The organism is Variovorax sp. CF313, from assembly GCF_000282635.1.
Lineage (GTDB): Bacteria > Pseudomonadota > Gammaproteobacteria > Burkholderiales > Burkholderiaceae_C > Variovorax.
In genome coordinates this window covers 83693-96919 of record NZ_AKIW01000094.1, presented here as the reverse complement: position 1 = coordinate 96919, position 13227 = coordinate 83693, and the positions used below count along the sequence as shown (strand labels likewise).

Below are 13227 nucleotides of genomic sequence, written 5' to 3'. Positions count from 1 at the left end.
CAGGGCGCCGGGTGCTCCCCGCAGCGAAATAAAGGAGGAGGCGAAGCCGGGGGACATTCGCGGAGGGGAGTACCCGGTGGCCTGTGCACGCACCCCGAATGACGCATCACGCCTTCCCAAAGGATGAGACGCAGGCCGTCTACCGCGCCATCCACGAACGCCGCGACATGCGCCACTTCGCAGGCGGGCAGGTCGAGCCCGAAGTGCTGCGCCGGCTGCTCGATGCGGCACACCACGCGCCCAGCGTCGGCTTCATGCAGCCCTGGCGTTTCATTCGCATTCGCGGCGAAGCGCTGCGGCAGGAACTGCACCGCGTCGTGGAACAGGAACGCGTGCTCACGGCCCGTGCTCTCGGTGAGCGTGAAGACGAATTCATGCGCCTCAAGGTGCAGGGCCTGCTCGACGCCGCCGAACTGCTGGCGGTGACGCTGGCCGACGGCCGCGAGAAGCATGTGTTCGGCCGCCGCACGCTGCCGCAGATGGACCTGGCTTCGGCCTCGTGCGCCATCCAGAACCTCTGGCTTGCGGCGCGTGCCGAGGGGCTGGGCATGGGCTGGGTGTCGCTGTTCGATCCGGCCGAGGTGTCGGTGCTGCTCGGCCTGCCCGAAGGCGCCGAGCCCATTGCGCTGCTGTGCCTGGGCCCCGTGCACGGCTTCTACGAAGAGCCGATGCTGCAGCGCGAACGCTGGGCGAAGCGCGAGCCGCTCGCTTCGCTGGTGTTCGACGAAGGCTGGGGCCGGCCTTCGGACCTTTTCGATCAACCGCCTGCCGTGGAGCCTATCTGATGCTGGCTTTCGATACCGTTCTCTTCGAGCTTGCGCGCCTGTTCCTCTGGCCGGTGACGCTGGGCGTGCTGCTGTCTTTCGTCTATGCCGTGTACTGCCTCGGCGCGTTCGGCATCGAGTATCTGCAGCGGCGCCGCGACCCATCGCGCGCGCTGGTGCTGCAGCGCCACGCGCAGGCCAGCCAGGAGCAGATGGAGCTGGTCGTGCTCAAGCAGCTCGAAGGCGTGCGCCTGTGCAGCCGCGTGGCGCCGATGCTGGGGCTGATCGCCACCATGATCCCGATGGGCCCCGCGCTCGTGGCCGTGGCCTCGGGCGAGTCGCAGGGCGTGGCGCAGAGCCTGGCGCCCGCGTTCGCGAGCGTGATCGTGGCGCTGGCCTCGGCCTCGATCGCCTTCGTGGTCTACACCGTGCGCCGCCGCTGGCTCATGCGCGAGCTGGTGACGGTGCTCGACGCGCGGGACCGGCTGTCATGAGCAGTCGTCGCCAGTTTTCCATACTGAGCAGCCTGGACAGCGACGACGACGACCCGGTGCTCTCGACCATCAACCTGATCGACGTGTTCATGGTGGTGATCGGCATGCTGATGATCGCGGTCATCAACAACCCGATGAACCCTTTCGCGCAGGACAAGGTGACGATCATCCGCAACGAAGGCCAGCCGAACATGGAGATCGTCACGCGCGAGGGCCGCAAGATCACGCGCTTCAAGGCCAGCGGCGCGACGGGGCAGGGCGACGGCGAGAAGGCCGGCACGGCATGGCGGCTGAAGGACGGCACGATGGTTTATGTGCCGGCCGATGCGGTGCCGGCGCAGGACGGGAAGTGACGCGATTCCTCTTCTGGTTGTTGATGGTGGGGCTGGGCGTCTTTTCGCCGGCCCAGGCGCAGCAGGCTCCTTCCCGCGTCGTGGTGCTGAGCACGTCGCTGGTGTCCCCGGCGCGCGTGGTGCGGTTGCAGGCCGCGGCGCGCGAGGCGGGGCTGCCGCTGCAGGTGGTGTCGGCGTCGCAAGATTCGCGCGGGACGCTGGCCGCTGCGCTCGAAGGCGCGCGTTTGCTCGTCGTCGATGCGCCGCACATCAGCGTCGCGCAGGCGGCGGCGGCACGCTTCGGCGACACGATTGCGCAGAGCGCCGCGCCGTATGTGCTGATCGGCGAGTTCGCGCTGGTGGCCAAGGGGCAGACCTCCGCCGCCGCGCCGCTGCTGGCCGAACGCGGTGTCGAAGCGGCGTGGGCGCAGCGGGTGCGCGAGTACTGGCGCTTTGCCGGTACCGCCAACCTCGACGCGGCAATGAAGGCACTGGCGCAGCCCGGCAATCTCGCTGGCCTGCCCGATGCCGTGCCGCTGCCGCTGGCCGGCCTCTATCACCCGGCCTGGCCCCGTATCGAAACCGAGATCGCCGCCATCGAACGGCTGCCCGGCAGCGGCACGGTCGCCATCGCCGTCAACAGCGCCACCGTGACGGGCGACGACACCGGCTGGCTCGACGCGCTGATCGCCTCGCTCGAACGGCGTGGCATGCGCGCCTATGCCTTCTACGGCCCGCGCCAGCAGAAAGACCTGTTCTTCCGCATGACGCACGCCGGTGAACGGCGCGTGGCCGATGCGATCGTCAATGCCTCGCTGGTGTTCAGCCCCAACGAGCGCAAGGCCGAGCTCGAGCGCATCGGCGTGCCGGTCCTGCAGACGTTGCCCTCGCTGGCGATGGATGCCGCGCAATGGGCGCAGAGCAAAGACGGCCTCTCGCAAACCGACATCGCTGCGTACTACAGCCCGAGCGAGCTGGCAGGCATGACCGACCCGATGCTCGTCAGCGCCCGCGATGCCGCGGCCGGCACGCTGCAGCCGCTGCCCGCGCAGATCGACGCCGTGGCCGACAAGGCCGCCGTGCTGCTGCGCCTGCAGCGCACGCCGGCTGCGGACCGCCACGTGGCGATGCTGGTCTACAACTATCCGCCGGGCGAGGCGAACTTCGGCGCGTCCTTTCTCAACGTGCCGCGCAGCGTGAGCAACATGCTCGCGGCAATGAAGTCGGCCGGCTACCGCACCGAGCAGCCGGGCGCCGACGCGCTGATCGCGCAGGTGCAGGCCGCGATGAAGGCCTACTACCCGACGGGGCAGGGTGACGAACTGCAGCCGCTGCTCGACAGGAACCTTGCCGACGCGATGCCGCTGTCGCGCTACCTCGCCTGGTTTCGCGCGCTGCCCGTGGAGACGCAGCGCCGCATCGAAACCTACTGGGGCCCGCCCGAAAAATCGACTATGCTGCGCCCCGTTGCCGGCGAGCCGGCCTTCGTGATTCCACGCGTCCAGTTCGGCAACGTCGTCGTGCTGCGCCAGCCGCCGCGCTTCGAGCCCGGCACGCAGGTGGCGGGCAAGGCCGAGCAGGTCTACCACCGCTCGGCCGTGCCGCTGAGCCACAGCTACCTCGCCACCTACCTCTGGCTGCGCACGCAGTTCGGCGCCGGCGCCGTGGTGCACGTGGGCACGCACGGCACGCTCGAATGGTCGGCGGGCAAGGAGCGCGGGCTGTCGGTGCAGGACGATCCGCTGCTCGCGCTGGGCGATCTGCCGAACGTCTATCCGTTCATCATGGACAACCTCGGCGAAGCCACCACCGCCAAGCGCCGCGGCCGCGCGACGATGGTGAGCCATTCGACACCGATGTTCGCGCCCGCCGGCTTCCGGCCCGGCGTGCAGGAAATGCACGAGCGTATGCACGACTGGGAAACGCTGTCGCCCGGCCCTGTGAAGACCGCGATGGAAAAGCAGCTGGCGGCCGAGTTCGTCGAACAGCACTACGACCGCGACCTCGGCTGGACGCCCGCGCGCATTCGCGCGGACTTCGCGGGCTTCGTCGCCGTGCTGCATCCGTACCTCGACGAACTCGCGCAGACCGCGCAGCCGTTGGGCCTCGCGACCTTCGGTCAGGCGCCCGATGCGCAGCGCCGCCGCATGACCATCCTGCAGATTCTCGGCAAGCCGCTGGTCGAGGCGCTCGGCGAAGACATCGACGAGGCCTTCCTGATCGATGCGAAGCGCATTGCCGATTCGCGCCCCACGCGCTGGGTCGAGCTTGCGCTTGTCGATGCGCAGACTGCGAGCGCCATGGGAAAGACCGTCGCCGGGAAGCAAAGTCTTCTGCTGCTGGCCGAACGCGCGCAGAAGCTCGACGCCGTGCTCGCGCACAACGAGGAAATCGAAGGCCTGCTGACCGCGCTCGATGGGCGCTACCTGAAATCGAGCTACGGCGGCGACCCGGTGCGCAACCCGGACAGCCTGCCGACCGGCCGCAATCTCTACGGCTTCGACCCGAGCCGCATGCCGACGCGCGCGGCGTGGGAGACGGGCGTGGCCGCCATGGACGCGTGGATCGCCGAACACGCGACGTCCCATGCCGGCAAGCCGCCGGAAAAGATCGCCTTCACGCTCTGGGCCGGCGAGGCCTCGCGCCACCAGGGCGTGCTGGAAAGCCAGGCCTTCTACGCCATGGGCGTGAAGCCGCGCTGGGACGAGGGCGGGCGCATGGCGGGCATCGAGGTGATTCCCGCGCCGGTGCTGAAGCGGCCGCGCATCGATGTGCTGATCAGTGTCACCGGCTCCTACCGCGACCAGTTTGCCAACACGATGCGTTGGCTCGATGAGGCCGTGCAGCAGGTGGCGGCCCTGCACGAATCGGGCAACGCCGTGGCGCAGCACAGCGAGGCACTGGCACGCAAGCTCCGCGCGGAAGGCGCGACAGCACAAGAGGCGCAGCGCTGGTCGACGGCGCGCGTGTTCTCGAACGAGCAGGGCAGCTACGGCGCCGGGCTGGAGGAAGCCGCGCTTGCGAGCGACGTGTGGGCGAGCCAGCAACGCGGCGGCGGCGACGCGCAGATGGCGCAGCTCTACATGGACCGCATGGGCCACGCCTACGGCAAGGGCCTCGACGGCGCCGCGCGGCCTGGCGCCTATGCGGGCAATCTCATGCAGGTCGACGCGGCGTTGATGGCGCGCAGTTCCAACCTCTACGGCGTGCTGACCAACGACGATCCGTTCCAGTACCTCGGCGGCATCGCGCAGGCGGTGCGCCAGCTCACCGGCAAGGACCCGGCCCTGTACGTGCAGAACCTGCGCGACAGCGGCGCGGTGCGCACCGACACGGCCGCAGGCGCCATCGCGCGCGAGATGCAGACCCGCTACCTGCACCCGCAATGGGTCGAGGCGCAGAAGGCCGAGGGCTACAGCGGCACGCTGCAGGTGCTGAAGACCGCGCAGTTCCTCTGGGGCTGGCAGGTCACGGCGCCGCAGGCCGTGCGGCAGGACCAGTGGCAGTCGCTGCACGACGTGTACGTGCGCGACAGATACAAGCTGGGCACGCGCGAATGGCTGGAAGGCGACAACCGTGCAGCCTTCGCGCAGACGCTGGAGCGCATGCTCGATGCGGTGCGGCTGAATTACTGGAAGCCGGATGCGGCCACACGGCGCGAGCTGGCGCGGGCCTATGAGGAGGCGGTGCGCACGACCGGGCTGCGCGAGCGCAATGCGGGTGTGCAGCGGTTCGCGCAGGCGGAGCTGTCGCCGCCTGCGGCTTCGCACAAGCCGAGCGCGCCGGTCGAGCCCGTGGTCGTGGCTGCACCAGCGTCGGCGCCGGTGCAAACACCGGCGACTGGGCCTGCACCCGATAGTCCCCAGCCCGTCAGCGGCCTCAAGCTCGACCCCACGCCCGCCGACGCGCCATCGCCCAAGGCCGAGACAGTCGTCCTTCGGCTCTGGGTCGCGTTGGGCGCTGCACTGCTTGTCGCACTCGGCGCGCTGATGCAGTGGCGCCGGGGCAGGGCGCCTGCCTGATTCGCGAGAATGGCGGCTCTCATGCCCTATCTGAATCCCGAGCACGCCATCGTGGCCACCGCCGCGCTGTGGCTCGCGCTGGCCATCGACCATTGGCTGGGCGAGCCGCCTGCACGCCTGCATCCCGTCGTGTGGATGGGGCGCTACCTCGGCTGGGTCGGTTCGAGCGTTGCACCGCATGCGTACCAGGCGAAGCTGGTGGATCTGCCGATGTTCTTCATCGGCGCGCTGACATGGTGCGTGGGTGCGGCGGCCGTGTGGGGTGTCGCCATGGCCATGCAGGCATTCATCGCGCTGTCGCTGCCCGCGTGGGCCGGCGCGTTGCTGCTCGGCCTGCTGCTCAAGCCGCTTTTCGCCTGGCGCATGCTGCGCGACGAAGTGCTCGCGGTCGAGGCGGCGTTGAGCGTGTCGATCGATGCCGGACGCAAGCAACTGGCGCGACTGGTGAGCCGCGATGTCTCCCGGCTCAGTGAGCGCGAAGTGCGCGAAAGCGCCATCGAATCGCTCGCCGAAAACCTCAACGACTCGCTCGTGGCCCCGGTGTTCTGGTTCGTGCTGTTCGGCCTCCCAGGCGCGGCGCTCTACCGTTTCGCCAACACGGCCGATGCGATGTGGGGCTACCGCGGCGAGCGCAACGGCCGCGACTGGACATGGTTCGGCAAATGGGCCGCGCGCGCGGACGATCTGCTCTCGTGGATTCCGGCGCGCATCACCGTGGGGCTGCTGGCGCTGGCGGCGTGGCGCTGGCCCACGGGGCTGTCCGGCGAGGCGCGACGCACGCCGTCGCCCAACAGCGGCTGGCCGATGGCGACGATGGCGCTGCTGCTCGGTGTGCGGCTGGCCAAGCCGGGCGTGTATGCGCTGAATGCCGAGGGGCGTGCGCCTTCGGCGGCGGATATGCAACGCACTGCGCAACTGGGCGGACGCGCCGCCGCAGCGCTGGGCGTGTTCGCGTCGCTGGCCATCGCGGCAACGACCGGCTGGAGGTGGGTATGAGCGCGGTCCTGCACGGCGGCCCCGATGCATCCGGTGCCGCGCCGCACGACTTCTCGACCAATGGCAATGCCGTGGGCGCGTGCCCGGCCGTGTTGTCCGCGTTGCGCGTCGTCGACGCCGCTCGCTATCCGGACCCGCAGTACACGGCACTTCGAAGCAGGCTTGCGGCCTTTCATGGTGTAAAGGCCGCACGCATAGTCATCGCGGCGAGCGCGAGCGAGTTCATTCATCGCATCAGCGCCGCTGTCGCACAAGGCGGTGGTCGTTGCGTCTGGCTGCCGGCGCACAGCTATGGCGACTATGAGCGTGCGGCGCAGGCCTGGGTTTTGCAAACGATTCGTGCACCTCAGGCGTACAGCGACGCCGCGCTGCGCTGGTGCTGTGAACCGTCGAGCCCGCTGGGGCAGCCGCAAGCCGATCTGCCGCAGCTGGCTGCGAGCCCGGGTGGCGCATGTGTGCTCGACCTGGCCTATGAGCCGTTGCGCCTCGAAGGCCAGGCTTCGCTCGACGCCACTCAGCGCGACCGCCTCTGGCAGCTGTGGACACCGAACAAGGCCATGGGCCTGACAGGCATCCGCGCCGCCTACGCCGTCGCCCCTGAAGACGCCGATGCGAGCCTCGTGCAACGCATCGAACGGCTAGCCCCTTCATGGCCGCTGGGCGCGCACGGCGTGGCGATGCTTGAGGCCTGGACCGGCGACGAAGCGCAACGCTGGCTGGCCCAAAGCCTGCAGACCCTGAGGGACTGGAAAAACCGACAACGCGCGGTCTGCGAATCGCTCGGCTGGCAATGCCTCCCGAGCGACGCCAACTTCTTCTGCGCGCGTACCGACCGTCCGTACCCAGACGTGGCCGCCGCGCTGCGCACCGAAGGCATCAAACTGCGCGACTGCACCTCCTTCGGCCTTCCCGGCCACGTGCGCCTCGGCGTATTGCCCCCGGCCAGCCAGCAGGCGCTGAAGCAGGCCTGGACAAACACGTCCTGACCACATACACCCGCGAGAAAAAATGCTCTACGCCATCACCACGCTCTTTATCTGCCAACTGGCCGGCGAACTGCTCGTGCAGTGGCTCGGCCTGCCCATCCCCGGCCCGCTGATCGGCATGGTGCTGCTGTTCGCCGGCCTGCTGGTGCGACGCGGCGTGCCACAGGTCCTGGCCGACACCTCGGGCCACCTGCTGCGCAACCTGATGCTGTTGTTCATCCCGGCCGTGACCGGCGTCATGCTGCATTTCGAGCGCGTGGGGCGCGAGTGGCTGCCCTTCCTTGCGGCGGGCATCGCCGGTGCGGCATTCACCATGACGGTCACCGCGCTCACGTTCCGCTGGATGATCCGCGTCACAGGCAAGGACGCCGAATGACAGCGCCCGCGAAGCTCTCCGAGATCTGGGTCTTCCTCGCGCAGTCGCCGCTGCTGTGGCTTTCGCTCACGCTGCTGGCCTATCTTGGCGCACTGTGGCTGCACACCCGCAGCGGACGCAATCCGGTGGTCAACCCGGTGCTGGTCTCGGTGATCGTCATCGTCGGCGTGCTGCTGCTCACGCGCACGCCCTACGACACGTATTTCGAAGGCGCGAAGTTCGTGCACTTCCTGATCGGCCCCGCCACCGTGGCACTGGCTGTGCCGCTCTACAGCCAGGTCGGACGGCTGCGGCGGTTGTGGCTGCCCATTGGCGTGGCGTTGCTCGTGGGCTCGGTCGCGGCCATCGTGTCGGCCATCGGCATCGCGTGGGTGCTGGGCGGATCGCACGAGCTGATGATGTCGCTCGCGCCCAAGTCGGCCACCATGCCCATCGCCATGGGCGTGGCCGAGAAGATCGGCGGGCTGCCCTCGCTGGCGGCGGTGGCCGCGGCCATTGCCGGCATCTCGGGCGCGATCATGGCGACGGGGCTGCTGAACCTGCTGCGCATCAGGGAGCCCGCGGTTCGCGGGTTCGCGGTCGGCCTTGCCGCGCATGGCATCGGCACGGCGCGGGCGATCCAGGTGAACGAGACGGCGGGCGCATTCTCCGCGCTGGCCATGGGGCTCAACGGCATCGCGACCGCACTGCTGGTGCCGCTCGTCGTCAAGCTGATGGGAGTGTGAAGGTGCCGTTGTACCGATCCCGTCCCGTCACCGATCCCCGGCCGATGGAGCTCGTCTGGCCCGCGAGGCCTTACCTGGCCGGCTACGTCTCGGCGTTGAACAGGGGCTGGTCGCGCGACGAGACGCGGCCCGAATCGGGCGCGGAGGAACGCGCCGCGATCGAGTCCGACCCCGCCCTGTTCCTCGCGAGCCTGGTCGACCGCGAGGCCAGGGGCGCGCCCATCACCATGCCGGACGGCACGCAGGTGCCGCGCCTGCCGGGCTACAAGTGCTGGATGTGGGACGGCGAGTTTTGCGGCAGCATCGACCTGCGCTGGCAGCCCGGCACCGACGCCTTGCCGATCTACTGCCTGGGCCACATCGGCTACAACGTGGTGCCGTGGAAGCAGCGCAGGGGCTACGCCACGCGCGCACTCGGCGCCATGCTGACGCTGGCCGCGCGCGAGGGGCTGAGCCGCGTCGAGATCACGACCAGCCCGGACAACTTCGCGTCGCAGAAGGTGATCACGGCCCATGGCGGCATGCTGGCCGAGACCTTCGTCACGTTGCCCAGCCAGGGCAGCCTCACCAAGTACCGCTACTTCATCCATCTCTGAAATCTTTCGAGCAAGGAGCACGACCCATGGCCCAGTACACCGCGGAAATCCTTTGGGAGCGGGGCGATCAGGACTTTCTCGGCAACACCTACAGCCGCAGGCATGTGCTGCGCTTCGACGGCGGGGCGGAAGTGGCGGCCTCGTCGTCCCCGCACGTGGTGCCGCTGCCGATGTCGGATGCATCGGCGGTCGATCCGGAGGAGATGTTCGTCGCCTCGCTTTCCAACTGCCACATGCTGTGGTTTCTCACGATGGCCGTGAAGCGCAGGTTCATCGTCGACCGCTACTTCGACGCGGCCACTGGCGTGATGGAGAAGAACGCCGACGGCAAGATGGCGATGACAGTGGTCACGCTGCGACCGGAGGTGGCGTTCTCGGGCGAGAACATTCCTACGCGCGAGCAGATCGAGCAGATGCACCACCGGGCGCATGAAGAATGCTTCATTGCCAACTCGGTGAAGACCGAGGTGCGCTGCGAGCCGGTGTAGTTCGATTCAGCGGCGCTGCAGCCGCGGATTCTTGGCAAACAGCTCCGCCGCCCAATCCACGAACGCGCGCACCTTCGCGCTCAGGTGGCGGTTGGGCGGGTACACCACGTGGATCGGCAACGGGTCGCGATGCCAATCGGGCAGCAGCTCGATGAGCTCGCCGCTTTCCAGCAGCGGCTCGGCCATGAAGGTGATGCACTGCGAGATGCCGAAGCCGCCCAGCACCGCGGTGATGTGCGCGTTGCTCTCGTTCACCGACACGCGGTAGGGCCCGTTCAGCTCGATCTGTTCGTCGCCCTTCCTGAACTCGTGCGGGTAAACGCGCCGCGTGGTGCCCGAGAAGTAGCTCACCACGTGGTGGCGCTTCTCGATGTCGCTCGGGTGCTGCGGCACGCCGTAGCGCTTCACGTATGCCGGCGATGCCACGGTGACGAAGTGCAGCGTGCCGATGCGCCGCGCCACCAGCGACTGGTCGTTGAGCTCGCCGGCGCGGATCACGCAGTCGACGTTGTCGCTGATCAGGTCGACGGTGCGGTCGCTCACCCCCAAGTCGACCTGGATATCAGGATAGCGGTCGCAGAAGCTGGCCAGCGCAGGCAGGATGATCTGCCTTGCCACCGAGGTGCCGACGTCGATGCGCAGCCGCCCCGTGGGGTTGGCCTGCGCATTCGTCATGCTGGCTTCCATGTCGTCGAAGTCGTTGAGAAGGCGCGCGGCTCGCTCGAAGTAGGCCGCGCCGTCGGGTGTGACCGTGACGCGCCGCGTGGTGCGGTTGAGCAGCTTCACGCGCAGGCGCGATTCGAGCGCCTGGATCTGTTTGGTGACCGTGCCTTTGGGCAGGGCGAGAGAGTCCGCCGCACGGGTGAATGTGCCGGCTTCCACGACGCGGACGAAGATCCGCATGGCCTGGATTTGATCCATTGAATGCCTGTTCTGGGTACCCGGCCCACACCGGGGGAGGCGGATTCTCACACAAGCAGCCAAACCCTTGGCGGGTGGCCCCGATTGTTATCGGTTTGGAAACAGAGTAGGGCCGGCTTGCCTGTTTCAACGCTGCGCCGGGCGACTTATATTTCAACCATCGCCCAATTCCCTGAGGTCGCCCATGTCACCCGTTCCATCGTCCCGCTCTGCCGAAGCCGCCGCCCGTGCGGCGGTACAGGGCGTGGAAGCCGATCTGTCGATCGAGCTGCCCGGCCGCGAACCGGTCGGTGCCCGTGTGTACGGCCAGCGTGCCAAGGGTGAAGTCGCACCGCTGGTGCTGCATTTCCATGGCGGCACCTTTGTGTGCGGCGATCTCGACAACGGCCGCAACGTGGCTCGGCTCCTGGCCGGCGCGGGGGCGGTGGTGGTGTCGGTGGCCTATCCGCTGGCGCCCCAATCGCCGTTCCCGGAGCCGATCGAGGTGGGCTATGCCGCCCTCGAATGGCTCTACAAGCAGCGCACCAAGCTCGGCGGCAAAGGCGCGCAGGTGTACCTGGCCGGCGAGGAAGCCGGCGGCAACCTGGCGGCCGCGGTGGCGCTGATCGCCCGCGACCGGGCGCATCCGCCGGTTGCCGGCCAGATCCTGCTGTCGCCCATGCTCGACCCCTGCGCCGGCACCGCCTCGTTGCGCAAGGCCACCAGCGATGCGGCCGAATGCCGCTGGGCCAGCGGCTGGGAGAAGTACCTGAGCTGCCCCTCGAACGCCACCCATCCCTATGCGGTGCCTAGCGGTTCGCTGCGGCTGTCGGCCCTGGCGCCTGCGCTGGTGCTGGTGGGCCAGGACGACGCCATGCGCGACGAGGCGCTGACCTTCGCCGGCCGCTTGCGTGCCGCCGGCATCGAGGTCACGAGCAGCGTGCTGCCCAGTGCCTCCAACTGGCCCAAGGCACTCTACGACACCGAGAACACGGGTTGCGTGGCCTGTGAGGCCACGGTGCAGCAGCACTTCCGCGAGTTTTTCAGCGCGACCACGCCACCGGGTGCGGCGCCGAACCACCCCAGCTAGTTCCCGGCCGATCCCGGCTGCCTGATCGACACGCCGCCAGCGCGGCAGCGTGCGAGGGCCTTGTTTTTTCTGAATTCCGCCGCCTGGTGCCAAAAGCGCCGGGGTGGCCTGTTGCATCCCTGAAGTCATCGAGAAGGACGAACCATCATGTCGAACAACGAGAAAAAGCTGTCTTCCGTCGCCCGCAAGGGCCTGTGGCCCGCCGTGACCGGCATTACCGCATTGCTGGCCGTGGCGGCCGCCGTGTTGGGCATGCACAGTTTCAAGGCCGAGGCCAACAACGCGCCGGCGGCGCCGCAGGCCACCCCGGTGTCGGTGGCCACCGTGGCGTCCAGCGAGATCAACGCCTGGGACGAGTTCTCGGGCCGGCTCGAAGCCGTCCAGCGCGTCGATGTGCGCTCCCGCGTCGCGGGCGCCGTGCAGTCGGTGCACTTTCGCGAAGGCGCGCTGGTGAAGCAGGGCGATCTGCTGATCACCATCGATCCCGCCCCGTACGCGGCCGAGGTCGAGCGCGCCGAAGCGCAGGTAGCCTCCGCGCAGGCCCGCCAGTCGTTCAGCCGCAGCGAGCAGGAGCGCGCCAAGCGCTTGTGGGACGACAAGGCCATTGCCCAGCGCGAGTACGACGAGCGTGTGAATGCCGGCAGCGAAGCCAATGCCAACCTGCGCGCCGCCCAGGCCCAACTGCAGACCGCGCGCCTGAGCCTGGGCTACACCCAGGTGCGCGCGCCGGTGTCGGGCCGCATCGGCAAGCTCGAAGTGACGGTGGGCAACCTCGTCGCCGCGGGCCCCGGTGCGCCGGTGCTGACCACGCTGGTGTCGGTGAGCCCGATCTACGCGAGCTTCGACGCCGACGAGCAGGTCATCACGCGAGCCCTGAAAGACCTGCCGAGCGGCTCCAGCGCCCGAGGCCAGATCGAGAGCATTCCCGTGCAGATGGGCACCGCCGGCCTCGACGGCACGCCCTTCACCGGCAAGCTGCAGCTGATCGACAACCAGGTCGATGCCAAGAGCGGCACGGTGCGCGTGCGTGCTTCGTTCGACAACAAGGACGGCGCGCTCATCCCCGGCCAGTTCGCCCGCATCCGCATGGGACAGGCCCGCAACGACACCGCGCTTCTCGTGAGCGAACGCGCCATCGGCACTGACCAGAACAAGAAGTTCGTGATGGTCGTGGGCGAAGACAACAAGGCGGTCTACCGCGAAGTCACGCTCGGTGCGTCGATCAACGGGCTGCGTGTCGTGAGCAAGGGTCTGAAGGCCGGCGACAAGGTCGTGGTCAACGGCCTGCAGCACATCCGCCCGGGTGCGCTGGTGGCGCCGAAGCAAGTGACCATGGACGCCAAGGCCGACCCCAAGCAACAACAACCGGAACGTGTCGCGGAAGCGGCCAAATCTTGAACCACCCCCAGGCTTGCTCACTTCGTGTAGCCGCCAACCCCCTCGCGGGGGCAACACCAG

At 68.6% G+C, this 13227-nt stretch carries 13 protein-coding genes; 12 read left to right on the top strand and 1 reads right to left on the bottom strand.

Going from position 1 to position 13227, the window contains the following annotated elements:
• Positions 1–98: 98 nt before the first annotated feature.
• From bluB to PMI12_RS22605, 10 genes are read left to right on the top strand one after another with little or no spacing between them, the layout of a single operon-like run.
• Complete coding sequence (gene bluB / locus PMI12_RS22650) at positions 99–785, top strand: 5,6-dimethylbenzimidazole synthase (protein WP_007837081.1); 687 nt, start codon at positions 99–101, stop codon at positions 783–785.
• Positions 785–1258, top strand: a complete 474-nt coding sequence (locus tag PMI12_RS22645; RefSeq protein ID WP_007837080.1) for a MotA/TolQ/ExbB proton channel family protein — start codon at positions 785–787, stop codon at positions 1256–1258. Before bluB ends, PMI12_RS22645 begins: the two co-directional genes overlap by 1 nt.
• Positions 1255–1611 (top strand): DUF2149 domain-containing protein, encoded by a 357-nt coding sequence (locus tag PMI12_RS22640; RefSeq protein ID WP_007837075.1) that lies wholly within the window; start codon positions 1255–1257, stop codon positions 1609–1611. The genes PMI12_RS22645 and PMI12_RS22640 overlap by 4 nt, the downstream gene beginning before the upstream one ends.
• On the top strand, positions 1608–5612 hold the full coding sequence (cobN, locus tag PMI12_RS22635; RefSeq protein WP_007837065.1) for a cobaltochelatase subunit CobN: 4005 nt from the start codon (positions 1608–1610) through the stop codon (positions 5610–5612). Before PMI12_RS22640 ends, cobN begins: the two co-directional genes overlap by 4 nt.
• Before the next feature lie 21 nt (positions 5613–5633).
• Entirely contained in the window at positions 5634–6608 is a 975-nt protein-coding gene (gene cbiB / locus PMI12_RS22630) for an adenosylcobinamide-phosphate synthase CbiB (protein ID WP_007837063.1), read from the top strand.
• Positions 6605–7594 (top strand): aminotransferase class I/II-fold pyridoxal phosphate-dependent enzyme, encoded by a 990-nt coding sequence (locus PMI12_RS22625; protein WP_007837061.1) that lies wholly within the window; start codon positions 6605–6607, stop codon positions 7592–7594. The genes cbiB and PMI12_RS22625 overlap by 4 nt, the downstream gene beginning before the upstream one ends.
• 22 nt (positions 7595–7616) lie before the next feature.
• Entirely contained in the window at positions 7617–7970 is a 354-nt protein-coding gene (locus PMI12_RS22620; RefSeq protein ID WP_007837058.1) for a CidA/LrgA family protein, read from the top strand.
• Positions 7967–8695 carry an LrgB family protein gene (locus tag PMI12_RS22615; protein WP_007837057.1) on the top strand — a complete coding sequence of 243 codons (729 nt, stop codon included), beginning with the start codon at positions 7967–7969 and terminating at the stop codon, positions 8693–8695. The genes PMI12_RS22620 and PMI12_RS22615 overlap by 4 nt, the downstream gene beginning before the upstream one ends.
• Positions 8696–8739: 44 nt before the next feature.
• A complete protein-coding gene (locus tag PMI12_RS22610; protein ID WP_007837056.1) occupies positions 8740–9291 on the top strand; it encodes a GNAT family N-acetyltransferase in 552 nt (183 codons plus the stop codon).
• 26 nt (positions 9292–9317) lie between these two features.
• Positions 9318–9779: an OsmC family protein gene (locus PMI12_RS22605; RefSeq protein ID WP_007837055.1), complete on the top strand. Its 462-nt coding sequence runs from the start codon at positions 9318–9320 to the stop codon at positions 9777–9779.
• Between the two features lie 6 nt (positions 9780–9785).
• Here PMI12_RS22605 and PMI12_RS22600 read toward each other — a convergent pair whose 3' ends face one another.
• Positions 9786–10700 carry a LysR family transcriptional regulator gene (locus PMI12_RS22600; RefSeq protein WP_007837054.1) on the bottom strand — a complete coding sequence of 305 codons (915 nt, stop codon included), beginning with the start codon at positions 10698–10700 and terminating at the stop codon, positions 9786–9788.
• 184 nt (positions 10701–10884) lie between these two features.
• On the opposite strand from PMI12_RS22600, the gene PMI12_RS22595 reads away from it, so the two are divergent.
• Together PMI12_RS22595 and PMI12_RS22590 are read left to right on the top strand one after the other, a co-directional pair.
• Complete coding sequence (locus tag PMI12_RS22595) at positions 10885–11769, top strand: alpha/beta hydrolase (RefSeq protein ID WP_007837053.1); 885 nt, start codon at positions 10885–10887, stop codon at positions 11767–11769.
• 147 nt (positions 11770–11916) lie between these two features.
• Positions 11917–13167 (top strand): efflux RND transporter periplasmic adaptor subunit, encoded by a 1251-nt coding sequence (locus PMI12_RS22590; protein ID WP_007837049.1) that lies wholly within the window; start codon positions 11917–11919, stop codon positions 13165–13167.
• Positions 13168–13227: the final 60 nt, after the last annotated feature.

Coding starts and splice junctions, on each gene's coding strand:
- cbiB (WP_007837063.1), top strand. CDS start 5,634: ATGCCCTATCTGAATCCCGAGCACGCCATCGTGGCCACCGCCGCGCTG.
- PMI12_RS22615 (WP_007837057.1), top strand. CDS start 7,967: ATGACAGCGCCCGCGAAGCTCTCCGAGATCTGGGTCTTCCTCGCGCAG.
- bluB (WP_007837081.1), top strand. CDS start 99: ATGACGCATCACGCCTTCCCAAAGGATGAGACGCAGGCCGTCTACCGC.
- PMI12_RS22620 (WP_007837058.1), top strand. CDS start 7,617: ATGCTCTACGCCATCACCACGCTCTTTATCTGCCAACTGGCCGGCGAA.
- PMI12_RS22625 (WP_007837061.1), top strand. CDS start 6,605: ATGAGCGCGGTCCTGCACGGCGGCCCCGATGCATCCGGTGCCGCGCCG.
- PMI12_RS22610 (WP_007837056.1), top strand. CDS start 8,740: ATGGAGCTCGTCTGGCCCGCGAGGCCTTACCTGGCCGGCTACGTCTCG.
- PMI12_RS22590 (WP_007837049.1), top strand. CDS start 11,917: ATGTCGAACAACGAGAAAAAGCTGTCTTCCGTCGCCCGCAAGGGCCTG.
- PMI12_RS22595 (WP_007837053.1), top strand. CDS start 10,885: ATGTCACCCGTTCCATCGTCCCGCTCTGCCGAAGCCGCCGCCCGTGCG.
- PMI12_RS22640 (WP_007837075.1), top strand. CDS start 1,255: ATGAGCAGTCGTCGCCAGTTTTCCATACTGAGCAGCCTGGACAGCGAC.
- PMI12_RS22605 (WP_007837055.1), top strand. CDS start 9,318: ATGGCCCAGTACACCGCGGAAATCCTTTGGGAGCGGGGCGATCAGGAC.
- PMI12_RS22600 (WP_007837054.1), bottom strand. CDS start 10,700: ATGGATCAAATCCAGGCCATGCGGATCTTCGTCCGCGTCGTGGAAGCC.
- PMI12_RS22645 (WP_007837080.1), top strand. CDS start 785: ATGCTGGCTTTCGATACCGTTCTCTTCGAGCTTGCGCGCCTGTTCCTC.